Consider the following 24,629-nt stretch of genomic DNA (forward strand, 5'->3'; position numbering starts at 1 on the left):
CGCCGCTTGATTAATAGGTAAGTAATTTTAACCCCACACATGTGCCGTCACATAGACTTGGGTGCCGAAAGGTTGGTCTATGGGGTACATGGAGGCTTAACCCATTTATAGGAGTTAGTATGCCAAAAGTAACAATGCGTGAAATGCTGAAAGCCGGCGTTCACTTTGGTCACCAAACCCGTTACTGGAACCCAAAAATGGGCAAATACATTTTTGGTTCTCGCAACAAAATTCATATCATTAACCTGGAGCATACCCTTCCAGCATTCAATAGCGCTTTAGCTTCAGTTCAAAAAATGGCAGAAGCGAAGAAGAAAGTGTTGTTTGTTGGGACAAAGCGTGCCGCCGGGAAGATTATTCGTGAAGAAGCGCAGCGTGCAGGAATGCCTTATGTTGACCACCGTTGGTTGGGTGGCATGCTGACAAACTACAAGACAATTCGTCAGTCTATTCGCCGCTTACGTGAGCTTGAAAGCCAAAGTCAAGATGGTACCTTTGAAAAGCTAACGAAAAAAGAAGCTTTGATGCGTAGTCGTGACATGGAAAAGCTAGAGCGTAGTCTTGGCGGAATCAAAGACATGGGCGGTTTGCCTGACGCTTTGTTCGTAATTGATGTTGATCATGAGCGTATTGCCATCAGCGAAGCAAATAAGCTTGGTATCCCCGTAATCGGCGTTGTTGATACCAACAGCAGCCCAGAGGGTGTTGATGTGGTTATTCCTGGTAATGATGATGCTATCCGCGCCATTCAACTGTATGTACAGTCTGTAGCAAATGCTATTGTTGAAGGCCGTTCTGCTTCAGATGTTGGTGCTAAAGATGAGTTCGTAGAAGAAGTTGACGAGCAAGGTGAAGCACAAGCGGCTGCTGAAGGCTAAGCTAAACCTCAAGTAGCACATTGCATTGGCTGAATGACAATAAGGGGGCAAGGCCCCCTTTTTGCGGATAATGTGTTAGTACGCTTATTCAGTCAGCATGTTTTAGTCTAATCAACCTAATTCAGAGGAAAATGTAATGGCAGCAATTTCTGCAGCATTGGTAAAAGAGTTACGTGAGCGCACTGGCCTGGGCATGATGGAGTGCAAAAAAGCACTTGTTGAGTCAGAGGGCGATATTGAAAAAGCCATTGAAGAGCTACGTAAATCAGGCCAGGCTAAAGCTGCAAAGAAAGCTGGACGGATTGCCGCTGAAGGCGTAATTGCCGTTAAGCTGGCTGATGATAACCGCTATGGCGTCATGATCGAAGTTAACAGTGAAACTGACTTTGTGGCTCGTGATGATAACTTCTTGGCATTTGTACAAGAAATAGCTACTAAGGCATTTGAAACGAAAGCTTCTTCTGTTGAACAGCTGATGGCTGATGGTATGGAAGAAAGACGTCAGGCGTTAGTACAAAAGATTGGTGAAAATATTTCTGTACGTCGTGTCATTGCAGCTGAAGGCGAAGTAGTTGGCAGTTATGTACACGCCAATAACCGGATTGGTGTACTCGTTGCCTTGACCGGTGGAAATGCAGAAGTTGCTAAAGATGTTGCAATGCATATTGCTGCGGTTAACCCAACTGTTGTCAGCAAAGAAGATATGCCTGCTGAGCTTATCGAAAAAGAGCGTGAAATTTATACTGCTCAAGCTCAGGATAGTGGCAAGCCAGCTGACATCATTGAAAAAATGGTTGTGGGCCGAGTCAATAAGTTCTTGGCTGAAAACAGTTTGGTCGAGCAACCTTTTGTGAAAAACCCTGACATCAAAGTAGGGCAGCTGGTTAAAGAGGCTGGTGCAACTGTAACTGGTTTTACCCGTTACGAAGTTGGGGAAGGTATTGAGAAAGAAGAAGTGGATTTTGCTGCTGAGGTTGCGGCCCAAGCAGGCCTCAACAAGTAACACCATATTGGCCTGCAACTGCAGGCCAATTGCTTTTGGGCGTTTAAAAAGATGCGCTGATAGAAGGAATGCTCTATGCCGATAAGTGATCGTCAACCCAAGTATAAACGTATTCTCCTCAAGTTAAGCGGTGAAGCATTAGTGGGTACCGAGGAGTTTGGTATTGACCCTAAAGTGCTGGATCGTATGGCTCTAGAAATAGGGCAGTTGGTGGGTATTGGCGTTCAAGTCGGCATTGTCATTGGTGGCGGCAATCTGTTTCGTGGGGCCTCACTGCATGAGGCGGGTATGGACAGAGTCACGGGTGATCACATGGGGATGCTGGCCACAGTGATGAATGCGCTTGCTATGCGTGATGCCCTGGAGCGCTCAAATATTAAAAGTAGTGTCATGTCAGCGATACCTATGAGTGGTATTGTTGAACACTATGACCGGCGTTTGGCGCAACGCTACTTGACGAATGGTGATGTGGTTATTTTTTCTGCAGGAACGGGAAATCCATTTTTCACAACTGACTCGGCAGCCTGTTTGCGAGGTATTGAGATTGAAGCAGACTTAGTGCTGAAAGCGACGAAAGTTGATGGTGTTTATACTGCAGATCCAGTGCAAAATCCTGATGCGATCAAGTATGATACGCTGACCTATGACGAGATACTGACACGTAAGCTGGGTGTTATGGATCTTACCGCCATTTGCTTGGTAAGGGATCACCTGATGCCTGTTCGCGTTTTTGATATGAATAAGTCAGGTGCGCTCCTAAATATTGTTGTGGGTGGTAATGAAGGCACGCTGATTTGTGGGGTGAATAATGATTAATGAGATTAAGGCTGAAGCGTCAGCCCGTATGAAGAAAAGCTTAGAGGCACTATCTGTTGCTTTTGCAAAGATTCGAACTGGCCGTGCTCATCCTAGCTTGCTTGACGATGTGAAAGTGAATTACTACGGCTCTGAAGTACAGTTGTCGCAAGCAGCTAATATTTCTACTGAAGATGGACGGACATTGGCGGTTATACCTTGGGAAAAGCACTTGGTTCCTGAGATTGAAAAAGCCATTTTGAAGTCAGATTTAGGTTTGAACCCAGCAACATCTGGAGATGTGGTTCGTATTCCTCTGCCTCCATTAACAGAAGAAACGCGTAAAGGTTTTATTAAACAGGCACGTCAGGAAGCAGAGTCTGCGAGAGTGGCTGTACGAAATATTCGTCGTGACGCAAATAATGATCTCAAAGGCTTGCTGAAAGACAAAGAAATCAGTGAGGATGAGGAGCGTAAGGCACAAGATGATATCCAAAAGCTTACGGATAAATTTATTGGTGAAATAGATAAAGTGCTTCAGGGTAAAGAAAAAGATCTTATGGAAATATAAGTGCGAACTGAGAAATTGGTTGGCAGTTGTAGTACAGATGTCGCAGCAGTGTGAAAAAACGCTTCATACTGCTGCTGTTTTTTTGGTGACGTTACACTACTTTTGTGAATTATATTTGCATCTCTCTGTTTGCATAAAGCAAATAAATGTTTATTGTTTCGACCTCAATTCAATAGCCGATTATTTCCAGATTTATGTCTAATCATCTCAAACCAGAGATTTCTGATTCCCTGGGAGAACTAAAAAATCGCCCTAAACATATTGCCGTCATTATGGATGGTAATAATCGTTGGGCCAAACGCAAACGACTACCTGGTATAGCAGGCCATCGTGCGGGCTTGAGCGCAGCACGAAGTATTGTTGAGGCTTGTGGTCGTTATGGTATTGAAGTCTTAACTTTATTTGCATTTAGTAGTGAAAACTGGCGTCGGCCGGAAGAAGAAGTTTCAGCGCTGATGGAGTTGTTTTTAAGAGCGCTGAAAAGAGAAACTAAACGCTTACATAAAAACCATATTCGCTTAAAAGTTATTGGTGATCGTTCAGCTTTCAGTCCCTCATTGCAAAAACATATTGCTGATGCTGAAGCGTTAACGGCAGAAAATGCCAAAGTTACTTTAGTGATTGCTGCAAATTATGGTGGCCAGTGGGATATGCTGAATGCATGCCAACAGCTTGCCGAAAAAGTTAAGGCCGGTACATTGCAAGCAAGCGAGATTTCAACAGAGCTTGTTGAGCAGCACTTGCAAACAGAAGGCCTACCATTACCTGATCTTTGTATTCGAACAGGTGGTGTGCACAGAATAAGTAACTTTATGCTATGGCAATTTGCTTATACAGAGTTTTACTACACAAAGACACTTTGGCCTGACTTTGGTCCCGAAGAGTTTGAGCAAGCACTGATAGATTTTGCAGGCCGAGAGCGACGTTTTGGACGTACAAGCGAACAAGTTGAGGCTCAGGATCAGTGCTAAAACAACGTATCTTAACCGCTGCTATTTTGGCTCCTATTGTATTGGTAGGAGTGCTATTTCTTGATCTTCCCTACTTTAGCTGGTTTATTGGTGCGATTACCACACTAGGTGCTTGGGAGTGGGCTAATCTGTCGGGCTGGCAGCAATTACCACAGCGAGTTGGTTATACACTTACCTATGTGCTGATTATGATTATCAGTGCGATGTGGATTCCTTTCACTTGGGGCGTCATAGTAAGTGCGCTATGGTGGTGTGGCGCAGTGTTTTTGGTAGTTCAATACCCTAAAATAAGATGGTTTTGGGAGGCTACCACTATTAAGCTAGCAGTAGGCTTTCTGGTGCTTCTTGCTGCATGGCAGGCATTTGTTCTTATTAAAATGCAAGCTAACAGTAGCTCCCTTATTGTGTTTCTTCTGTTGTTAATCTGGGGCGCAGATAGTGGTGCTTACTTTGCGGGTAAGCGTTTTGGCAAACATAAGCTAGCACCAAGAGTGAGTCCTGGCAAAAGTTGGGAAGGTGTTGCTGGAGGGCTGGCTGTTATCACGCTGCTTACGTTTATTTTTGCTTGGTACTGGCAGTTAAACTGGATTGATAGTCTATTGCTAACTGCTATAGCTTGGTTAGTTGTTGCCAGCTCAGTTTTGGGCGACCTTGTGGAAAGTATGTTTAAGCGAGAGCAAGGTTTAAAAGATAGCAGCCAGTTATTACCTGGACATGGTGGTGTTCTTGACCGAATTGATTCGTTAACAGCAGCAGCACCAGTACTTGCCTTACTTTTAGTAGTTATTGGTTTATAAGATGCGGGCTGATTAATAGTGCAAAACATTACTATTCTGGGATCCACAGGTTCCATTGGTTGTAGTACTTTAGATGTTATTGCCCAACATCCAAGTCGTTATCAAGTGTTTGCTCTAGCAGCCCAAAAAGACGTCACTGGGATGTTAATGCAGTGTCAGCAGTTTCAACCTAAATATGCGGTTCTGGCTGACAGCGTTGCAGCAAGTAAACTTCGTGAGTCGCTCAATGAGACAGTCTGTAAAACAGAGGTTTTAACAGGAGAGCAGGCACTTGCTCAGGTGGCTGCTGCTGCAGAGGTAGATACTGTTATGGCGGCTATTGTGGGAGCCGCAGGGTTATTACCAACTTTAGCTGCAGTAAAGGCTGGGAAAAAAGTGTTGCTTGCCAATAAAGAGGCACTGGTTATGTCTGGTGCCTTGTTTATGCAGGAAGTAACTCAGGCTGGTTCGACATTGTTGCCTATTGATAGTGAGCATAATGCCATCTTTCAATGTCTGCCTCCAACGGCTTCTGATTCGCTCTCAGTGGCAGGTATTCGAAAAATATTATTAACGGCATCTGGTGGTCCTTTTCGCAACTTTACTTTCGAAGAGTTACAACATGTGACACCAGAGCAGGCCTGTAATCATCCAAACTGGTCAATGGGGCGAAAAATTTCAGTAGACTCTGCCACGCTTATGAATAAGGGGTTGGAGTTTATAGAAGCTTGCTGGCTCTTTTCTGCGTCACCAGATCAAGTTGAGGTTGTGATTCATCCTCAAAGTATTATTCATTCTATGGTTGACTACATTGATGGTTCTGTCCTTGCACAGCTTGGTAACCCAGATATGCGTACGCCCATTGCGCATGCGCTTGCTTGGCCGCAGCGGATGGCTTCAGGTGTTTCCCCTCTCGACTTAGCTAAAATAGGCCAGCTTGACTTTGAAGCGCCTAATGAAGAACGTTTCCCATGTTTGAAGTTAGCTAAGCAAGCTGTCCAAGCAGGAGGGACTGCAATGGCTATTCTCAATGCTGCTAATGAGGTTGCAGTAGACGCCTTTTTAGCAGATAAGTTGACATTTATGGGCATTGCACAAGTTAATGAAGTCGTGCTCAATAAAACCTCTTGCAGTGCTGCAGATAGTTTGGAGCATGTGTTAGAGGCGGACAGGATTGCTCGTGAGTGTGCTCAACAAATAGTGTACGCTAGCAACTGATAACTTAATAAGGATGCTTGGGCTACAAACATGATTGAGTTGTTGCAAACAATATTAGCAATGATCGTTGCCTTAGGGTTGCTGGTGACATTTCATGAGTACGGACACTTTTGGGTGGCTAGGCGTTGTGGCGTTAAAGTGTTGCGTTTCTCAGTAGGGTTTGGCAAACCATTACTTTCGTGGTACGACCGGCATGGCACTGAGTTTGTGATTGCAGCCTTTCCTTTAGGTGGGTATGTCAAGATGCTCGATGCCCGGGAAGGGCCTGTTGCTGAGTCTGATCAATCTTTTGAGTTTACGCGAAAGCCTGTATCACAACGTATTGCAATTGTGGTTGCTGGCCCAGTGGCAAACTTTATCCTCGCGATTATTGCTTTTTGGCTTATGTTAATGATTGGGATTAAAGCCCTTATTCCCGTTATTGGCGAGGTTAAACCTGAAAGTCCTGCTGCAAACGCAAATATTCGTTCAGGTTATGAAATTGTTGCTGTCGGTGATGAGCAAACAGCTTCCTGGTATGACATCAACATTGCTCTGCTTAGTTACATTGGTGATACTGGTAAAATTCCACTAACGCTTCGTCCATTCTCTGAGGGTAATAGTTCTTCGAGTAAAGGGGCTTTAGTCCAGCATGAGCTTGCTGTTGATAACTGGTTGGCAGGTGTCGAGCAGCCAAAGCCATTAGCTGCTTTAGGTATTTCTGAGTTTTACCCTAAGATTCCAGCTGTGGTGGGTGAGTTAATGGAAGGTTATCCGGCAGTTAAAGCTGGAATGAAACCAGGTGATGAAATTCTGTCAGTAAATGATAAACCTGTCGTAGATTGGGGTGACTGGGTTCAAAAAGTTAAAAAACATCCAAATCAATCATTACAGGTTGAAATACGACGTAATGGTATAAGACAAGTGTTGACTGTTACTCCTGGGGTAAAACAAAGTGAAGCTGGAGGTATAGGATTTATAGGGGCTTCGCCACAGGCAGTTTCATTTCCAGATAATGTATTTCGCGACATAAGTTATGCGCCACATGATGCATTTATTGTTGCATTGTCTAAAACATGGTCAATGACAGCATTGACTTTAAGCTCAATAAAGAAAATGATAGAGGGGGTTGTCTCAGTTAAAAATTTGAGTGGCCCGATTACTATTGCAAAAGTTGCTGGCGATACAGCACGTTCAGGTATTGAGAGCTTTCTCAATTTTCTGGCGATATTAAGCATCAGTTTAGGTGTTTTAAATCTGCTACCAATACCAATACTTGATGGTGGACACCTTGTTTATTATCTCATTGAGTGGGTTAAAGGTAGTCCTGTATCACAAAAGGCTCAAGAATTTGGTAGTCGAATAGGCATCGCGTTGATAATTACGATGATGTTTGTTGCTTTTTATAACGACTTGAGCCGTCTGTAGTTTATTTTTGGGGGAACCTGCCTTCGGGTTCGTGATGTTTCATCTTACAGCTCTGGAAGAACGGATTCCATGAAGCGATATCTGTTGTCTCTACTTTTCGGCTGTACGGCTTTACCGTACGTATGTTTGGCGGATTCATTTATCGTCTCAGATATTCGCGTTGATGGTTTGCAACGTGTATCTGAAGGTACGGTTTTTAATGCACTGCCTTTAACCATTGGTGATGAAGTCAATGCTCAAGCAATTACTGAAGCAACACGTGGCCTATTTAAGACAGGTTACTTTCAGGATATACGGCTTGCTCGAGATGGGAATGTTCTGGTCATAACTGTAGTTGAGCGTCCCTCTATCAGTAGTATCGATATTGAAGGTAATAAGGCAATTGATACTGAAAAGCTACTTGATGGATTAAAGCAAGAAGGGCTAGCTCCAGGTGAGATTTATGAGCAGGCGACCCTTGAAGCCATTCGTTTACAACTAGAACGTCAATATGTTGCACAAGGTCGCTATGGTGCAAAAATTGAGTCTGAAATTACTCCACTTCCTCGTAACCGTGTAGGCATTAAAATTAATATCAAAGAGGGTAAAGTAGCGACAATTGAGCATATCAATATTGTTGGTAACAACATTTACCCTAATGATGACCTGCTTGAACTTTTTCAGCTACAGCCTTCAGGCTTATTTTCTTTTTACACGGATGACAATAAATATTCGCGTGAAAAATTATCTGGCGATTTAGAGCGTTTACGCTCCTATTATTTGGATCGTGGTTATATCAATTTCAATATTACTTCTACACAGGTTTCTATCTCACCGGATAAAGAAGAAGTTTATATCACAGTTAATATCCATGAAGGCGAGAAGTATACCATCAGAGACGTTAAGCTGGCGGGTGATATTAAAGTACCTGAGCCAGAGATGCGTAAGCTGATTGTGGTAAAACAAGGTGATACTTTTTCGCGTAAAGCTATTACTAAAACAGAAGAGTTTTTAGCTAGGCGCTTGGGTAATGATGGGTATACATTTGCTAACGTCAATACAGTCCCGCAGCCCCACGAAGAAGATAACAGTGTAAGTGTTACGTTTTTCGTTGATCCTGGTAAGCGTGTTTATGTACGACGGGTGAATTTTATAGGTAATACTAAAACTGAAGATGAAGTATTACGTCGTGAAATGCGCCAAATGGAAGGTTCTTGGGCATCAACTCATAAAATTGAGCAGTCAAAAACCCGATTAGACCGGCTGGGTTATTTTAAAGAGGTTAATGTTGAAACAACACCTGTAGCTGGAACAACAGATCAGATTGATGTGAATTATGCTGTAGAAGAGCAAGCTTCAGGCAGTGTATCTGCAAGTGTTGGGTTTTCTCAAGGCAGTGGTCTGATCTTGGGTGGAAACATTAGCCAGCGTAACTTTTTAGGTACAGGTAACAGAGTTAACCTGGGTCTTAATACCAGTAAATCCAGAACCTTATATCGCTTTGGCTTTTATGATCCCTATTACACAGTTGATGGTGTGAGTCGTGGTTTTGATGTGTTCTATCGCACCACAGACTACGAGGAGAAAGATATTTCGAACTATTCAACGGATGTATGGGGCGGTAGTGTGACATTTGGCTATCCGTTGTCAGAGACCTCAAATTTAAGTTTTGGTTTTGGTCTTGACCAGACGGAAGTTAAAACCGGTACTAATACTGCAAAACAAATTCAAGAATTTATTGATGAAGAAGGCGATAAATACCTCAACTACAAATTTAATATTGGCTGGAACCAATCAACACTAAACCGAGGTGTATTAGCAACACGAGGGTATTCTCAAAGCTTAGGATTGGAGTTGGCGCTTCCTGGGAGTGATCTGCAATTTTATAAAGTGAATTATCGTGGGCAACTATTTAAGCCTTTAACGGATAGCCTGACATTACATCTGAAAACCAACTTAGGCTACGGTGACAGTATTGGAAGTACCTCTGAAATGCCCTTTATAGAACACTATTATGCGGGCGGTTTCGGTTCTGTGCGCGGCTTCAAAGATAATACCCTTGGCCCACGTGCAATACGCAAGGATAATACAGACGACGACCCCATAGGGGGAAATGTTTTAGTGGAAGGTACTGCAGAAGTTATTTTCCCACTACCGTTTATTCGTGACCAGCGCTCTATACGCAGTGCCGTATTTCTAGATGCAGGTAACGTATTTGACACCAGCTGTAGTAGTGATGAAAACAACTGTAGTAATGTAGACCTTGGAGAATTACGTTACTCTGCAGGGTTTGGAGTAACCTGGATTACAGGTCTTGGACCACTGACTTTCAGCTTGGCTAAAGCCTTAAATGCTGACTCAGATGATGAGACTGAAGTATTCCAATTTGCTCTTGGGCAAACCTTCTAAAAGCGTTTGAAGCGAATTTATAGGAGATATGATGTTGTCTAGTAAGCTGGGTAAAATTATAGGTATTAGCCTTGCGCTGTTGGTTGCTCCTTTGGCTTCTGCTGAAATGAAAATTGCCGTTATTAATTACCAAAAGGCAATGTTGGAGTCTGATCAAGCAAAGCGTTATGCAAAACAGGCTGAAGCAAAATTCGGTGGTAAAGTGAAAACACTGCGTGCGCTTGAGGCTGAAGCTAAGTCTTTGAACCAAAAGCTGCAAAAAGATGGTTCTGCAATGAGTGATTCTGAGCGCACTAAACTTCAGCTTCAATTAAAGCGTAAAGCTGAAGACTTTCAAGTGCAGTCTAAAGAGTTGCAAATTGAAAAGAACAAAGCTGATCGTGACCAAATCAAAAGTTTAAAACCAAAACTCGACTCTGCGATTGCTCAAGTGGCTAAAGCAGGTGGATACGAAATTGTATTAGAGAAATCCGCAGCTTACTATGTTGACGCAAAACATGATATAACCAACAAAGTTATACTCAAGTTAAATCAAATGCGTTAATTCTATAGTAGGGTTTCATGAAAGTTGCTTCAGCTTATACACTTAAGCAGGTGGCTGAGTATCTTCAAGCAGACTTAATTGGAGATGCTCAGTTAAGGTTATCAGGGTTAGCTACACTGCAGGATGCTACGCCAAATGATCTTTCATTTTTGGCTAATCCAGCCTACCGAAAATACCTCGATATAACACAAGCTGGAGCAGTTATTTTGAAGCCTGATATGGCGACACAATTTTCAGGTAGTGTCATTGTTGTCGCCAATCCCTACCTTGCCTATGCTAAGATTTCCCACCTTTTTGATTCAAGTCGACAGTTTGATGCGGGTATTCACCCATCAGCAGTAGTACATCCTACCGCAAAACTATCTGACTCTGTGTATGTAGGTCCTAACGTTGTTATAGAGTCAGGCGTTACCATTGGTGAGCACGCTGTTATTGAGTCTGGCACTGTGGTGGGGCGTGATAGTTTAATTGGAGCTTATACACATTTATCGCGTAATGTCACTATTTGTTACGGAGTAACTATTGGTGAACGCGTTATAATTCATAGCGGCGCTGTGATTGGGGCTGATGGGTTTGGTTTTGCACCAGAGCAACACCAATGGCACAAAATTGCACAGTTAGGTAGCGTCATCATTGGGGATGATGTTGAAATTGGTGCAAATACAGCCATTGATCGTGGGGCTTTAAGTGATACGATTATTGGTAATGGTGTGAAGCTGGATAACCTTATTCAGATTGCTCACAATGTGGTTATCGGTGAAAATACTGCAATTGCTGGCTGTGTGGGTATTTCTGGAAGTACAACAGTAGGAAAAAACTGTACGATAGCTGGAGGTTCTGGCTTGGCAGGGCACCTATCAATTACCGATAATGTGCACATTACAGCAATGACTCTGGTTACGAAATCAATTGATCAGCCAGGGACGTATTCTTCTGGTGCAGGTACAAGTATGCCTGCAGCGCAGTGGAAAAAGCAGGTTGTACGTATTCGCCAGCTGGATGAGCTGGCTAAGCGTATTCACCAGCTTGAGAAGCGTAATGAGCGCTAAAGGTTAGTGGTGTAATCCTCCTTTTTAAGGTTTTGCCCCAGTCGTCACTAGCATTACCTCGATATTAGAAACAGGCGAAATCAAAGCATGATGAATATTCAAGAGATTAAAGCGTATCTCCCGCAACGTTATCCTTTTTTGTTGGTTGATCGAGTTGTAGAGCTTGATTTGGAAGCCAACACAATCTCTTGTTACAAAAATGTTAGCGTTAATGAAGAGTTTTTCAATGGGCATTTTCCTGAGCATCCTATTATGCCAGGTGTGCTGATCATTGAGGCAATGGCACAAGCTGCAGGAATTCTAGGCTTTAAAATGAGTGGCAAGCAGCCTGAAGATAATCATGTGTATTATTTTGCAGGTGCTGACAAGGTACGTTTTAAACAGCCTGTTGTGCCAGGTGACAGGCTCCAGCTTAATGCTTCTTTTGTAATGGAAAAACGTGGAATCTGGAAGTTTTCTTGTCAGGCATTGGTTGATGGTAAATTAGCCAGCTCAGCAGAAATTCTATGTGCAAAGAAGGAATTACTACCTTGATTGATCCACGCGCTATCATAGATCCAGGTGCAAAGCTGGCTGCGGATGTTGAAATTGGACCATGGACCTATGTGGGTCCAAATGTCGAAATCGATAGCGGTACAGTTGTTCACTCTCATGTGGTGCTCAAAGGCCCAACGAAAATTGGAAAAAATAATAGAATTTTTCAGTTTTCATCTGTGGGTGAAGATTGTCAGGATAAAAAATATAAAGGTGAGCCTACTAGGTTAGAGATTGGTGATAATAATATCATTCGTGAAGGCTGCACTATCCATCGTGGAACCATACAGGATAATAGCGTTACTAAAATAGGTAATAATAACTTGCTTATGGCCTATGTCCACATAGGGCATGATTGCGTATTAAGTAACGATATTATTATGGCAAATAATGCAGCTATTGCTGGGCATGTTCATATTAGTGACGGTGTTATTCTTGGTGGTTATTCTACAGTCCACCAATTTTGCCAGGTTGGACCCTTTAGTATGACGGCAGCTCATACGGCTGTTTTTAAAGATATTCCTGCGTTTGTCACGGTGAGTGGTAACCCTGCAGCTGCACATGGTATGAACTATGAAGGTATGCGGAGGCGAGGGTACTCAGCGGAGCTAATCGGTGTACTAAGGCGTTGCTATCGCATCATTTATCGTCAGGGTTTGACGTTAAAAGATGCGATTACTGAGCTTGAGCAATGGTCAAGTGAACATGAAGAAGTGCAATGCTTAATCAATTCTCTACAGTCTTCTAATCGGGGTATAACCCGCTAGTTAGTATTCATGACTTCAACTAAAAAGATAAGAATAGCCATCGTTGCAGGCGAGGCATCAGGTGACTTGCTGGGTGCAGGTTTAATTAAAGCATTGCAGCAACGCTTTCCTCAGGCCACATTTGAAGGTATTGGTGGGCCTCGCATGTTAGCGCTTGGTTTTGAATCCTTTGAGTCAATGGAGCGCTTGGCGGTGATGGGCCTGACCGAAGTGTTGGGACGTGTCCCTGAGCTTTTACGCTTAAGACGTCGCTTAGTTGAATATTGGCAGCAGCAACCACCAACAGTGTTTATTGGAATAGATGCGCCTGACTTTAATTTAGGGTTAGAAAAAAAATTAAAGCGCTCTGGTATCACAACAATACACTACGTGAGTCCTACTATTTGGGCATGGCGTCAAAAAAGAGTGTTTAATGTAGCTGAAAGTACTCACTATGTACTCACGCTATTTCCTTTTGAGGCTGCATTTTACGAGAAACATAATATTCCGGTCACATTTGTGGGGCATCCACTTGCGGATGATATTCCAATGGATATGGACCAGAAGACTGCGCAAGAAAAGTTAAGCATTAATACAAATCGCCCTACTTTAGCCGTTTTGCCTGGTAGCCGGAGAAGTGAGGTTCAGCGGTTAGCGCAGTTGTTTATGCAAGCGGCAAAGCTTTGTCAGCGGCAACTGCCTGATTTGCAAGTATTAATCCCTGCAGCGAATAAGCACCGTTTTCAGCAAATACAAGAAATAGCTCAGGCTTTTCCTGATTTATCAACCAAAGTGGTGTTGGGCCAGGCTCAAGATGTAATGGCAGCCAGTGATGCTATTTTACTTGCATCAGGTACTGCAACATTGGAAGCCATGTTGGTAAAAAGGCCAATGGTTGTTGCATATCGAGTATCAAGGATAACGCATATGTTGGTGTCTGGTATGCTTAAAACACCTTATGTTGCGTTGCCCAATCTATTAGCAAATCAATTATTGGTTCCTGAGTTGTTGCAGCAGCAAGCAACGCCTGAGCATTTAGCTGTTGCAATTTTGAAGGCTCTCCACCCTCAAACAGTCTCTAAATTACACGACACTTTTCGACAAATCCACCAACAGCTTCGTTGTAATGCCAGTGAACGAGCTGCTGATGCCGTCGCAAAGCTTATTTCATAGCATTTTTCAAATCGGCTTTTCAACGTATGATAATAGAGTTTGGTTATGATTACCTTGCTAAGCAAGGTGCAGTTGAGTGCAGGGTTGCAGGTGTCGATGAGGTGGGCCGAGGTCCACTATGTGGTGCTGTGGTGGCTGCGGCAGTAATATTAAATCCTAAAAAACCAATTTTAGGTTTGAATGATTCGAAAAAACTGAGCGAGCAAAAACGAGAGCTTCTTGCAGAGCAAATAAAAGCTGAAGCGGTTAGCTGGTGTTTAGGTAGAGCTGAAGTTGAAGAAATAGACGCTATAAATATTTTACAGGCTTCAATGCTGGCTATGCAGCGTGCTGTTAATGGTTTGACTATTGCACCTGAATACGTTTTGGTCGATGGTAATCGCTGTCCACAACTGTCGTACCCAAGTCAGGCTGTAGTAAAAGGCGATAGCCGTATAATAGAAATTGCCGCAGCCTCAGTACTGGCAAAAGTTGCAAGAGATCAGGAAATGCTCATATTGGATGAACAGTATCCAGGTTATGGCCTTGCTCAACACAAAGGCTATCCCACGAAACTCCATTTAGAAGCATTGCAATCACTTGGTCCGTCAGCAATTCATAGGCGTTCTTTTGGACCTGTTAAACGCTTATTAAGTTAAGATTTCGCTTTTAGTTTGCTTCCGCTGTCAAAATAACAGGCTGTTAGTGATAACAGTAAATTTTTATGGTGGAGGCGCTTTCAGTGTAGCTTGTCGTTGCCAGAGGCCCAGGTATTTATTAAGAAGGTTTTCTTGGGCCCCGGATTGATGGAATTGGATAATTGTTTTTCTGATAAAGGATTTAAGTTCTGGAGTGTTACAAGGAGAGCGTTTGGCAATGGTAAAATAGAGACCTTCTGCGTTAACCGGTTTTTGTAGGTACTCAATTTTATGCTCAATTGCCATCTCTCTTGCATACGCTAAGCCTGGATACAACTCATAAAGCACATAGTCGGTTCGCTCCGCTAGCAACAAATTAAATGCCAGCTTTACAGAGCGAACACCATAAATTTGTAAATGCTCTGCAGCAAAACGATCAAACTTTTCACCAAAGCTGTTATTGATAAGAGTAGCGCCATGTTTGCTTTTGAGATGCTCCCATGTTGTAAAAGGAAAACGTTTGCCGTGTAGTACAAAAAGCACGCTGGGTACTTCAAGTATGGGCGGTTCAACATAATCCATATACTGAAGTCTTTCTGCGGTTTTAAATGCACCTGCCAGTAAATCGATATCACCACTTTTGGCGAGTGCCTGGGCGCGTGACCAAGGACCTACATAGCGAGCTTTTAAATTAATTTGTTTGCTTTTGAGAGCCTCAGATAACACTTCAACCGAAAGGCCAAGAAGTGCTTTGGGATTTTCTCGATCTCGCCATAGCAGGGGGGGATACTCCGAGTTGCCACTTGCCGTAAGCGTTTTACATTCTGCCGCAGAAGCCGTCGATGACAAATCTAAGGCGACGAAAAACAGAAGAAAAAGCGCTAGCAGCGATTTCTGGCTTCTCTTGATAGGATGAGCTGGCATGCCAATGACAAGCGCATCTTTCATGAAAGCGGGATCCATTATGTGAATTATTTTATAAGTTATAAGTATTAATCATTCACAGAAGTGATAATCTAAACACACTTCGTAAAAAGATTCGAGGTTTGATTTTCTTTACTCTGAGGAAACAGTTTAGGCCATGACAACTGACCGGGTAGGCTTTACAATGCTATCCCCTGAAACCGCGGTCATATCTAATAATATTTCCCCAATTGAATCAACAGTTTAACAGCTTGAATCGCTCATGTCTCATCAGTCGCCACGATTTATACATTTACATGTTCATACAGAGTACTCTTTGGTTGATGGCCTTATAAGAGTTAAAGAGCTGGTAAAGGCCGCTCAGCAGAACCAAATGCCAGCGGTCGCAATGACTGACCAGCTTAATTTATATGCGCTGGTCAAGTTTTACAAAGCCGCTATGGCTGCAGGTATTAAACCCATATGTGGTGCTGATATTTGTCTTACACCTTTGGACGGCAGTTCAACCCCTTCACGTGTTGTGTTGTTAATTATAAATGACATAGGTTATCGAAATCTGACGGAACTCATTTCGATGGGTTATCAACAGGGGCAAACGCATGGAAAACCTGTTGTACAACGTGAGTGGCTTGAGCAAAAGGCTGAAGGTTTAATTGCTCTGTTTAGTAAGAATAGTGATGTTGGTCAGCAGTGGCTAGCAGGACATGAACAGGAAGCTTTCGACACACTTCATTACTGGAAGCAGTACTTCCCCAGTCGTCTATATTTAGCTATTCAACGAACAGGCTTACCCAATGATGAAGATTATGTTCATGCAGCAGTAGCCCTAGCAGAGAGAACGGGATGTCCTTTGGTTGCGACAAATGATGTGCGTTTTTTAGCCAAAGATGACTTTGAAGCCCATGAAACCCGTGTTTGTATCGGTGAAGGGCGTATTCTTGATGACCCTCGTCGGCCAAGAATTTACAGTGATCAGCAGAATTTCCGTACGCAAGAAGAGATGGTTGAGCTGTTTGCTGACTTACCCGAAGCCTTGGCGAACTCTGTCGAGATTGCCAAGCGCTGTACACTGAATGTTCGACTGGGTAAATATTTTTTGCCTGAATATCCCATCCCTCATGGGATGACAATGGATGACTTTTTTCGCAAGCAAAGCCTCGAAGGACTTGAACAGCGCCTTGAACTAATACTTGATCCAGAGTCTGAAGACTATCAAGCAAAGCGTAAGGCATATTTGGACCGCTTGGAGTTTGAGCTAGATATTATTATCTCAATGGGGTTTCCAGGTTATTTTCTTATAGTGATGGACTTCATCCAGTGGGCGAAGAATAACGGCATACCTGTTGGGCCTGGACGGGGATCAGGGGCTGGCTCGTTAGTTGCCTATGCCTTGAAAATTACCGATCTTGATCCCTTGGCCTATGACTTACTCTTTGAGCGGTTTCTTAATCCCGAGCGGGTGTCAATGCCTGACTTTGATGTTGACTTTTGCATGGATGGTCGGGATCAGGTGATTGACTATGTTGCTGATCAGTATGGGCGTGATGCGGTATCACAAATCATCACCTTTGGTACGATGGCTGCTAAGGCGGTAGTCCGTGATGTGGCTCGGGTTCAGGGCAAGTCTTATAGCCTTGCCGATAAGCTCTCTAAAATGATTCCCTTTGAAGTAGGCATGACTCTCCAAAAGGCATTTGATCAGGAAGAGCCACTGAGGGAGTTTTTAGAGAATGATGAACAAGCCCAAGAAATTTGGGAAATGGCGCTAAAACTAGAAGGTATTACCCGTAATGTCGGTAAACATGCGGGGGGGGTTGTTATCGCACCCACCAAGTTGACTGACTTTGCGCCACTCTATTGTGATGAACAAGGCCATGGCTTAGTTACCCAGTTTGATAAAGATGATGTTGAGCAGGCCGGGCTTGTTAAGTTCGACTTTTTGGGGTTAAGAACCCTGACTATTATTAACTGGGCAGTAAATGCTATTAATGCTGAACGGGCTAAACAGGGAGAGCCTGTATTAGACATCATGCACATTGACTTAGCGGATAAGGATTCGTTCCAACTGTTACAACGAGCAGAAACAACAGCCGTGTTCCAGCTCGAGTCCAGGGGGATGAAAGAGTTAATCAAGCGTCTGCTACCAAGTTGTTTTGAAGATATTATCGCGTTAGTTGCCTTGTTCCGGCCTGGTCCTCTTCAGTCAGGAATGGTAGATGACTTCATTAACCGGAAACATGGGCGTGCAGTTGTGGAATATCCACATCAAGATTTAGAGCCTGTTTTATCAAATACCTATGGTGTTATTTTGTACCAAGAGCAGGTTATGCAAATTGCTCAGGTATTGGCGAACTACACTTTGGGGCAAGCGGATATGCTCCGGCGGGCGATGGGTAAGAAAAAGCCTGAAGAAATGGCTAAGCAGCGGGAGATATTTAGTCAGGGGGCAGCCGAAAATAAAATTCCAGAAGAGCAAGCAACCCATATTTTTGACTTGATGGAAAAGTTTGCTGGATATGGATTTAACAAGTCTCACTCGGCAGCTTATGCGCTTGTGTCATTTCAGACAGCCTGGTTAAAAACTCATTATCCTGCACAATTTATGGCTGCAGTATTATCGGCGGATATGCACAATACGGATAAGATTGTAACCCTGATAGAAGAGTGCCGTACCATGAAGCTGGCTATTGTGCCGCCAGATGTCAATGTTAGTAGCTATCAATTTGCAGTCAATAAACACGGCGAGATTGTTTATGGCTTAGGTGCAATCAAAGGGGTAGGGGAAGGTCCTATTGAAGCTATTGTCAGTGCGCGAGGCCAGACTGGTTTTAAAGACCTATTTGATTTTTGCCAGCAGGTTGATGGAAAGAAAATTAATAAGCGAGTGCTTGAGGCGCTGATTCGTTCTGGTGCGCTTGATAAGCTGGGTCATGACCCAGCGGCTAAAGGGCCTGGGCTTGGTAAGGTTCGAGCGGTCTTAGCGGCTAGTACTGAAGAGGCGGTTAAAACGGCAGAGCAGCTGGTTAAAGGTGCTGATAGTGGGTTAGGTGATCTATTTGAAGACCTTTTAGTCGATGAAACCGCTAATGTTTATGAAAAGTATCTATCAGTTGCAGAGTGGTCTGATCATGAGCGTCTAAAAGGTGAGAAGGACACGCTGGGTTTATATCTAACGGGGCATCCGATTGATAGTTATGAGTCTGAATTACAACACTTTATTCGTCAGCGTATTACTGAGTTGAAGCCTGGCAGGGAAACCCAAACGCTTGCCGGGCTGATTGTTGCGTTACGGGTGATGAAAAATAAACGGGGTGACCGTATGGCATTTATCACCTTGGATGATCGTACTGCACGTATAGAGGTTTCAATATTTGCTGATCAGTTTCAGCAGTTTCAACATTTAATCAATAAAGACACCTTAGTGGTCGTTGAGGGGGAAGTGAGTCACGATGACTTTTCCAATAGCCTTAAAGTAAGGGCAAAGCGTTTAGTAAGCTTACTCGAGGCTAGACAACACTATGCAAGACAGTTAGTGCTTAGGCTTTATGCTCAACGCATTAACACTGAGCAAATTACCCAGTTAGCGCATCTTCTCACGCACCATCAAGGGCCTGTTCCTGTTGCTGTGGAATACTATCGGCCTGATGCCAAGGCGCAATTGCTTTTAGCCGAAGAGTGGCAAATAACGCCAAGTGATGAGCTTATGCAGCTGCTAAAAAATACATTTGGTAAAGAAAATGTGGCCATAGCCTACTAGCTGTTTGTTATACAAGACGGTAATATTGGCGGCTTTATTTTTTATTTTTCTCATGACGAATTTTTACAAGTGAGCAGTAGTCTTTAACAATACTCAACGAGCGTTGGATTACTGCTGGCTATAGTCACCACGTAGGCCAGACGTTGGGGTACGACATTTGATATGAATCCAAATTACTTAGATTTCGAGCAGAAAATTGCTGAGTTTGAAGAAAAAATTGAAGAGCTGCGCCAGATTCGACTGGGACCAGATGAAGGCACGGATAATGACTTTAATGTAAGTGTTCAAATTGAGCAGATGCTTCAAAAAAGTAAGGAAGAAACGAAAAAAATCTTTAATAACCTGTCGTCTTGGCAAGTTGCTCAACTAGCAAGACACCCATTGCGCCCTTATACCCTAGATTATGTTCAGCATATTTTTTCTGATTTTGACGAGTTACATGGTGACCGTAAATATGCGGATGATGCGGCTATTGTGGGGGGGATTGCTCGCCTGGATGACAAACCGGTAATGGTGATTGGTCACCAAAAAGGCCGGGATGTTAAAGAGAAAGTCAGGCGTAATTTTGGTATGCCCAAGCCAGAGGGCTATCGAAAAGCATGCCGACTAATGGAATTGGCTGAGCGCTTTAAAATGCCAATTGTGACGTTTATTGATACTCCTGGTGCATACCCAGGAATTGGTGCAGAAGAGCGTGGACAAAGCGAAGCAATTGCCTATAACTTAGCTGTTATGTCTCGCTTAAAAACACCAATCATTTCAACCGTTATTGGTGAGGGTGGTTCAGGTGGTGCGCTGGCAATCGGTGTTTGTGATCATTTGATGATGCTGCAGTACTCTACTTATTCAGTTATTTCTCCAGAGGGGTGCGCATCCATTCTGTGGAAGAAAGCTGAGCGTGCAGAAGACGCAGCAGAAGCTATGGGTATTACTGCTGATCGGCTATTAGATTTAGGACTTGTCGATCGTCTTATTCCTGAGCCTTTGGGTGGTGCTCACCGTAATGTCACTCAAATGACATCTAGTATCAAAGAGGTCCTGCTTAAAGAGTTAGATGTCCTGCAAAGAATGGATACCGATACTTTACTGGAGCATCGTTATAAAAGATTAATGAGCTATGGTAACGTGTCTGACCAAAGCCACTAGGCTAGCTTCTTAGCTAACAGACTCGCCACCACTCGATTGCTCAAGCCATCTCTATCAGTAAACGGAGATGGCTTCCTACCCATTTCCCCCACTGTTAGACCTAATGAATAAACAATGGCTAAAGCGTTTACTCTCACAGCAGACTGGCTTCTTTCTCAACTAGACAAAATAGGTGCATCTTCTTTTTGTGTGGGTTTAAGTGGTGGCCTTGATTCTGTGGTGCTACTGCATATGTGTAAATGTCTCTTTTTAAGGGGGCAGTTAAAAAGCTTGCGAGCTGTTCATATTAATCATGGGCTTAGTGAGAATGCAGAGCAGTGGGCTGCTCACTGTCAATCACTGGGGGAACAATGGAATATACCGGTTTCAGTATTTAGCCTTCAGGTGAAAAGTAGTGGACAAGGGCTAGAAGATGCTGCAAGAGCAGCACGTTATGAGATTTTTGGGAATGAGTTACAAGATAATGAATGTTTACTCTTAGCACATCATGCGCAAGATCAAGCAGAGACATTGCTATATCGGCTGTTTCGTGGAGCGGGGGTTGAAGGACTTGCGGCTATGCCTGTCTCACGGAGTGTGGGTTTAGGGACATTATTTCGTCCACTGCTACAGGTTAGTCGTCAGGCCATTGAGCAATATGCCGTTCAGCATGAGCTGGTTTGGGTAGATGATGAGTCCAATGATTTAGTGGATTTTGACCGGAATTACTTGCGTCATAACGTTTTGCCAGTGGTATTACAGCGTTGGCCTAAGGCTATTTCATCTTTAACAAAGACAGTTAAACACTGTACCGCTGCCGCAGAAATTTTACATGATGTGGCTATACAAGATATGCAGCAGATTGTACAAGAGCCGCCCTTTCTAACTGGGATGAATGGGTTTCCCATTTTTATACCCGATTTTCTCCAGCTCTCTGAGGCTCGCCAGCGTAATGTTCTTCGCCACTGGTTACAAGAGCTAAACTGGCCAAAGCCCTCAACCGAGCATTTAGCACAAATCACTCAACAACTCAGTGCTCGATCGGATGCTTCACCACAAGTTTGCTGGGCTAATGTTAAGGTCAGGCGATACAAACAGTGGCTCTTTGCGCTGCCATCACAGCTAAGTCATATTCCAGTTGTTGCGCAAGTATTAAATATTACTACAAGTGATCAGTACAACTTATCAGGCAATGGCTTATTAATGTTGTCATCGATCAATAACAATGAGCCTAGAATTCAGGTAGGCTCTGCTTCTCAGTCGTTGCATATTATTTACCGTGAGCAATGGTCAGCAGAAAAAAAGTTTGCAGTTGCCAATAGAAGTGGTAAAAAAACATTAAAAAGATGGTTGCAAGAATTTAATGTTGTGCCATGGTTACGAGATCGAGTGCCTCTTATTGTAAATGAAGATGGCCACTTGGTCGCTGCTGCGGGGCTTTGGGTGGTGGCTGAGTTTGCGGCTCAGAAAGATGAGCAGGGTTGGAAGATTGAGTGGCAGCCGTGTCTAAGATGATCGGTTTGTACGTAAGTTAAGTGAGAGTAGATTGAGCTTATCAGTAGTTTCTGGTAGCCTGTAATCCCATCTTGACGTGACCAGTCTCCCTTCCACTCCTTGGTCATAAACCGCAACTTTTCTGAAAATCTACAGGTTCTTCATGACGCGCTATATATTCGTCACAGGTGGTGTTGTTTCTTCGCTTGGTAAAGGCATAGCAGCCGCTTCTCTAGCCGCTATTTTAGAAGCTCGAGGGCTGAAGGTTACCATGCTGAAGTTAGACCCTTATATCAATGTTGATCCAGGTACTATGAGTCCCTATCAGCATGGAGAAGTCTTCGTCACAGATGATGGTGCTGAGACTGACCTGGACTTAGGTCATTATGAGCGCTTCATTCGTACCACCATGAAACAGGGTAATAACTTTACCACTGGCCGTATTTATCAAGATGTTTTACGTAAAGAGCGTCGTGGTGACTACCTGGGAGCAACGGTTCAGGTAATTCCTCATATCACTGATGAAATTAAACGCAGAGTGATTGAAGGTGCTGGTGATGTTGATGTTGCCTTGGTCGAAGTGGGCGGTACGGTTGGTGATATTGAATCACAACCCTTTTTAGAAGCGATTCGCCAGCTAAAAGTTGAGCTGGGAACAAGTCGAGCGTTGTTGATGCATTTAACGCTTGTGCCTTATATTGCCACAGCTGGTGAAACAAAAACCAAGCCAACTCAGCACTCTGTTAAGGAGTTACGCTCAATTGGTCTGCAGCCAGACATTCTGGTTTGTCGATCAGATCACCATATAGATGCCTCAGCTCGTCGCAAAATTGCGCTATTCACTAACGTAGAAGAGCGAGCTGTTATTTCCTTAGAAGATGCAGACACGATCTACCGTATTCCTAGCATGCTCCATAAACAGGGCTTGGATAATATTATTGTGGAGCGCTTTAATCTCCAATGTAATCCGGCAGATTTAAGTGAGTGGTCAGCAGTTATTGATGCAGAGAAAAATCCATTGCACGAAATAAACTTAGCAATGGTGGGTAAGTACATGGACTTACTCGATGCTTACAAGTCTTTGATTGAAGCAATTAAGCACGCTGGCTTGAAAACACGCACCAAAATTAATTTTAAGTTTATTGATGCTGAACAGCTTGAGCGTGATGGCATTGATGTACTTGCGCAAATGGATGCGATTTTAATCCCAGGAGGCTTTGGTCAGCGAGGGGTTGAAGGCAAAATCATGGCGGCTCGTTATGCCCGTGAAAATGGCGTGCCCTTCTTAGGTATCTGTTTGGGAATGCAGGTTGTTGTTATTGAGTATGCACGGCATGTCGCGGGTCTTGAAGGAGCCTACTCCACTGAGTTTGAGCCAAACTGTGCACACCCTGTTATAGGTTTGATTACCGAGTGGCTAAACCGTGATGGTTCGGTTGAGCAGCGTGGTGAAGAGTCAGATCTTGGTGGAACAATGCGCCTTGGCGCTCAAGATTGTCTGCTGACAGAAGGAACAAAAGTTCAGCAAGCCTATGGGCAAAGCGTTATTCGTGAGCGTCACCGTCACCGTTATGAAGTAAACAACAATTATTTACCTCAGTTAGAGCAAGCAGGCCTGGTTATTTCTGGGCGGTCTGCGGATAAGTCTTTAGTAGAAATCGTTGAAGTACCAGACCATCCTTGGTATGTCGCTTGTCAGTTTCACCCTGAATTTACATCGACACCTCGTGATGGCCATGGTCTGTTTACACATTACATTCAAGCAGCACTGGCTAAACAAGCTGGTAAAGAATAAGTAAGGGGGATCTACACCATGACACAAAAAGTAATCTCCGTCGGCAATGTGCAGGTGGGTAATCAGTGCCCAATGGTGCTGTTTGGTGGAATGAATGTGCTTGAGTCTCGAGACCTGGCACTGCAAATTGCAGAAATTTTTGTTCAGGCGACCGAAAAGCTCGGTATTCCTTATGTATTTAAAGCCTCTTTTGATAAAGCCAATCGCTCTTCTGTTACTTCTTTTCGTGGCCCAGGGCTTGATGAAGGGCTGAAAATTCTGCAAGAGGTGAAAAGTACATTTGGTATTCCTGTTATTACCGATGTCCATGAGCCTGAGCAAGCTAAACCTGCCGCTGCAGTTGCTGATGTTATTCAGCTACCGGCCTTTCTTTCTCGACAAACTGACTTAGTTGTAGCCATGGCTGAGACAGGTGCTGTTATTAATATTAAAAAAGCACAATTTTTGGCGCCACATGAGATGAAACACATCCTTACTAAGTGTGAGCAAGTAGGGAACGACAAACTGATTTTATGCGAGCGTGGCTCTTGCTTTGGGTATAACAATCTGGTGGTTGATATGCTTGGCTTTGGCGTTATGAAGCAGTTTAACTACCCGGTGATATTTGATGTTACCCACTCATTGCAGCAACCTGGAGGTCGAAGTGATTCGGCTGGTGGACGCAGAGAGCAAGTCGTTGAATTGGCTCGTGCTGGTATCGCAACAGGCATTGCGGGTCTATTCTTAGAAACGCACCCTGATCCTAATCATGCAAAATGTGATGGGCCGTCAGCGCTGCGTCTTTCTCTGCTAGAGCCTTTCCTTAAGCAAATGAAGGCTCTAGATGAATTGGTTAAAAGCTTTGAGCCACTGAATACCCAATAA

Annotated in this window: 21 protein-coding genes; 20 read left to right on the plus strand and 1 reads right to left on the minus strand. The window is 43.6% G+C overall.

The genetic code is table 11. The features are described 5' to 3' along the window. Positions 1-119: 119 nt before the first annotated feature. The 15 genes from rpsB (at position 120) to rnhB (ending at position 14,691) form a co-directional block, all read left to right on the plus strand. Positions 120-878 (plus strand): 30S ribosomal protein S2, encoded by a 759-nt coding sequence (gene rpsB / locus F607_RS0104955; RefSeq protein ID WP_027707184.1) that lies wholly within the window; start codon positions 120-122, stop codon positions 876-878. Positions 879-1,014: 136 nt separating this feature from the next. Further along, positions 1,015-1,881 carry a translation elongation factor Ts gene (gene tsf / locus F607_RS0104960; RefSeq protein ID WP_027707185.1) on the plus strand — a complete coding sequence of 289 codons (867 nt, stop codon included), beginning with the start codon at positions 1,015-1,017 and terminating at the stop codon, positions 1,879-1,881. Positions 1,882-1,956: 75 nt separating this feature from the next. After that, the gene (gene pyrH, locus F607_RS0104965; protein ID WP_027707186.1) at positions 1,957-2,697 is read left to right on the plus strand and encodes a UMP kinase; all 741 of its coding nucleotides are present in this window, start codon (positions 1,957-1,959) and stop codon (positions 2,695-2,697) included. Further along, the gene (gene frr, locus F607_RS0104970) at positions 2,690-3,247 is read left to right on the plus strand and encodes a ribosome recycling factor (RefSeq protein WP_027707187.1); all 558 of its coding nucleotides are present in this window, start codon (positions 2,690-2,692) and stop codon (positions 3,245-3,247) included. Before pyrH ends, frr begins: the two co-directional genes overlap by 8 nt. Positions 3,248-3,441: 194 nt before the next feature. Beyond that, positions 3,442-4,218, plus strand: coding sequence for a polyprenyl diphosphate synthase (gene uppS, locus F607_RS0104975; RefSeq protein WP_027707188.1), 777 nt, complete (start codon positions 3,442-3,444; stop codon positions 4,216-4,218). Then, the gene (locus F607_RS0104980; protein WP_027707189.1) at positions 4,212-5,015 is read left to right on the plus strand and encodes a phosphatidate cytidylyltransferase; all 804 of its coding nucleotides are present in this window, start codon (positions 4,212-4,214) and stop codon (positions 5,013-5,015) included. The genes uppS and F607_RS0104980 overlap by 7 nt, the downstream gene beginning before the upstream one ends. 18 nt (positions 5,016-5,033) lie before the next feature. After that, positions 5,034-6,212, plus strand: a complete 1,179-nt coding sequence (gene ispC, locus F607_RS0104985) for a 1-deoxy-D-xylulose-5-phosphate reductoisomerase (RefSeq protein ID WP_027707190.1) — start codon at positions 5,034-5,036, stop codon at positions 6,210-6,212. A gap of 30 nt (positions 6,213-6,242) precedes the next feature. Beyond that, positions 6,243-7,619 (plus strand): RIP metalloprotease RseP, encoded by a 1,377-nt coding sequence (rseP, locus tag F607_RS0104990; RefSeq protein WP_338112602.1) that lies wholly within the window; start codon positions 6,243-6,245, stop codon positions 7,617-7,619. A gap of 69 nt (positions 7,620-7,688) precedes the next feature. After that, positions 7,689-10,007 (plus strand): outer membrane protein assembly factor BamA, encoded by a 2,319-nt coding sequence (gene bamA, locus F607_RS0104995; RefSeq protein WP_027707192.1) that lies wholly within the window; start codon positions 7,689-7,691, stop codon positions 10,005-10,007. A 28-nt stretch (positions 10,008-10,035) separates the two neighbouring features. Continuing rightward, positions 10,036-10,551 carry an OmpH/Skp family outer membrane protein gene (locus F607_RS0105000; protein WP_027707193.1) on the plus strand — a complete coding sequence of 172 codons (516 nt, stop codon included), beginning with the start codon at positions 10,036-10,038 and terminating at the stop codon, positions 10,549-10,551. 17 nt (positions 10,552-10,568) lie between these two features. Next, positions 10,569-11,600: a UDP-3-O-(3-hydroxymyristoyl)glucosamine N-acyltransferase gene (gene lpxD / locus F607_RS0105005; RefSeq protein ID WP_027707194.1), complete on the plus strand. Its 1,032-nt coding sequence runs from the start codon at positions 10,569-10,571 to the stop codon at positions 11,598-11,600. Between the two features lie 87 nt (positions 11,601-11,687). Continuing rightward, positions 11,688-12,134, plus strand: a complete 447-nt coding sequence (fabZ, locus tag F607_RS0105010; RefSeq protein ID WP_027707195.1) for a 3-hydroxyacyl-ACP dehydratase FabZ — start codon at positions 11,688-11,690, stop codon at positions 12,132-12,134. Beyond that, on the plus strand, positions 12,107-12,901 hold the full coding sequence (gene lpxA / locus F607_RS0105015) for an acyl-ACP--UDP-N-acetylglucosamine O-acyltransferase (protein ID WP_038290145.1): 795 nt from the start codon (positions 12,107-12,109) through the stop codon (positions 12,899-12,901). Before fabZ ends, lpxA begins: the two co-directional genes overlap by 28 nt. A gap of 9 nt (positions 12,902-12,910) precedes the next feature. Then, positions 12,911-14,053, plus strand: a complete 1,143-nt coding sequence (lpxB, locus tag F607_RS0105020) for a lipid-A-disaccharide synthase (RefSeq protein WP_027707197.1) — start codon at positions 12,911-12,913, stop codon at positions 14,051-14,053. Between the two features lie 26 nt (positions 14,054-14,079). Then, the gene (gene rnhB / locus F607_RS0105025; RefSeq protein ID WP_157365382.1) at positions 14,080-14,691 is read left to right on the plus strand and encodes a ribonuclease HII; all 612 of its coding nucleotides are present in this window, start codon (positions 14,080-14,082) and stop codon (positions 14,689-14,691) included. 63 nt (positions 14,692-14,754) lie between these two features. On the opposite strand, the gene F607_RS0105030 is transcribed toward rnhB, so the two are convergent. Next, positions 14,755-15,618, minus strand: a complete 864-nt coding sequence (locus F607_RS0105030; protein ID WP_051310920.1) for a substrate-binding periplasmic protein — start codon at positions 15,616-15,618, stop codon at positions 14,755-14,757. A 238-nt stretch (positions 15,619-15,856) separates the two neighbouring features. On the opposite strand from F607_RS0105030, the gene dnaE reads away from it, so the two are divergent. The 5 genes from dnaE (at position 15,857) to kdsA (ending at position 24,629) form a co-directional block, all read left to right on the plus strand. Next, entirely contained in the window at positions 15,857-19,351 is a 3,495-nt protein-coding gene (gene dnaE / locus F607_RS0105035) for a DNA polymerase III subunit alpha (protein ID WP_027707200.1), read from the plus strand. 162 nt (positions 19,352-19,513) lie between these two features. Continuing rightward, a complete protein-coding gene (locus F607_RS0105040) occupies positions 19,514-20,497 on the plus strand; it encodes an acetyl-CoA carboxylase carboxyltransferase subunit alpha (protein WP_027707201.1) in 984 nt (327 codons plus the stop codon). Positions 20,498-20,611: 114 nt separating this feature from the next. Continuing rightward, entirely contained in the window at positions 20,612-21,991 is a 1,380-nt protein-coding gene (gene tilS / locus F607_RS0105045; protein ID WP_027707202.1) for a tRNA lysidine(34) synthetase TilS, read from the plus strand. A gap of 142 nt (positions 21,992-22,133) precedes the next feature. Then, complete coding sequence (locus F607_RS0105050; protein ID WP_027707203.1) at positions 22,134-23,765, plus strand: CTP synthase; 1,632 nt, start codon at positions 22,134-22,136, stop codon at positions 23,763-23,765. A gap of 18 nt (positions 23,766-23,783) precedes the next feature. Beyond that, entirely contained in the window at positions 23,784-24,629 is an 846-nt protein-coding gene (gene kdsA, locus F607_RS0105055) for a 3-deoxy-8-phosphooctulonate synthase (RefSeq protein WP_027707204.1), read from the plus strand.

Source organism: Zooshikella ganghwensis DSM 15267 (assembly GCF_000428585.1).
GTDB lineage: Bacteria > Pseudomonadota > Gammaproteobacteria > Pseudomonadales > Zooshikellaceae > Zooshikella > Zooshikella ganghwensis.

Bases quoted from the DNA above. Each gene is read 5' to 3' on its own strand.
- tilS (WP_027707202.1), top strand. From the start codon at position 20,612: ATGGCTAAAGCGTTTACTCTCACAGCAGACTGGCTTCTTTCTCAACTA.
- bamA (WP_027707192.1), top strand. From the start codon at position 7,689: ATGAAGCGATATCTGTTGTCTCTACTTTTCGGCTGTACGGCTTTACCG.
- frr (WP_027707187.1), top strand. From the start codon at position 2,690: ATGATTAATGAGATTAAGGCTGAAGCGTCAGCCCGTATGAAGAAAAGC.
- uppS (WP_027707188.1), top strand. From the start codon at position 3,442: ATGTCTAATCATCTCAAACCAGAGATTTCTGATTCCCTGGGAGAACTA.
- F607_RS0105040 (WP_027707201.1), top strand. From the start codon at position 19,514: ATGAATCCAAATTACTTAGATTTCGAGCAGAAAATTGCTGAGTTTGAA.
- F607_RS0105050 (WP_027707203.1), top strand. From the start codon at position 22,134: ATGACGCGCTATATATTCGTCACAGGTGGTGTTGTTTCTTCGCTTGGT.
- lpxA (WP_038290145.1), top strand. From the start codon at position 12,107: ATGTGCAAAGAAGGAATTACTACCTTGATTGATCCACGCGCTATCATA.
- tsf (WP_027707185.1), top strand. From the start codon at position 1,015: ATGGCAGCAATTTCTGCAGCATTGGTAAAAGAGTTACGTGAGCGCACT.
- dnaE (WP_027707200.1), top strand. From the start codon at position 15,857: ATGTCTCATCAGTCGCCACGATTTATACATTTACATGTTCATACAGAG.
- lpxB (WP_027707197.1), top strand. From the start codon at position 12,911: ATGACTTCAACTAAAAAGATAAGAATAGCCATCGTTGCAGGCGAGGCA.
- F607_RS0105030 (WP_051310920.1), bottom strand. From the start codon at position 15,618: ATGAAAGATGCGCTTGTCATTGGCATGCCAGCTCATCCTATCAAGAGA.
- kdsA (WP_027707204.1), top strand. From the start codon at position 23,784: ATGACACAAAAAGTAATCTCCGTCGGCAATGTGCAGGTGGGTAATCAG.
- rseP (WP_338112602.1), top strand. From the start codon at position 6,243: ATGATTGAGTTGTTGCAAACAATATTAGCAATGATCGTTGCCTTAGGG.
- pyrH (WP_027707186.1), top strand. From the start codon at position 1,957: ATGCCGATAAGTGATCGTCAACCCAAGTATAAACGTATTCTCCTCAAG.
- lpxD (WP_027707194.1), top strand. From the start codon at position 10,569: ATGAAAGTTGCTTCAGCTTATACACTTAAGCAGGTGGCTGAGTATCTT.
- F607_RS0105000 (WP_027707193.1), top strand. From the start codon at position 10,036: ATGATGTTGTCTAGTAAGCTGGGTAAAATTATAGGTATTAGCCTTGCG.
- rpsB (WP_027707184.1), top strand. From the start codon at position 120: ATGCCAAAAGTAACAATGCGTGAAATGCTGAAAGCCGGCGTTCACTTT.
- fabZ (WP_027707195.1), top strand. From the start codon at position 11,688: ATGATGAATATTCAAGAGATTAAAGCGTATCTCCCGCAACGTTATCCT.
- rnhB (WP_157365382.1), top strand. From the start codon at position 14,080: ATGATAATAGAGTTTGGTTATGATTACCTTGCTAAGCAAGGTGCAGTT.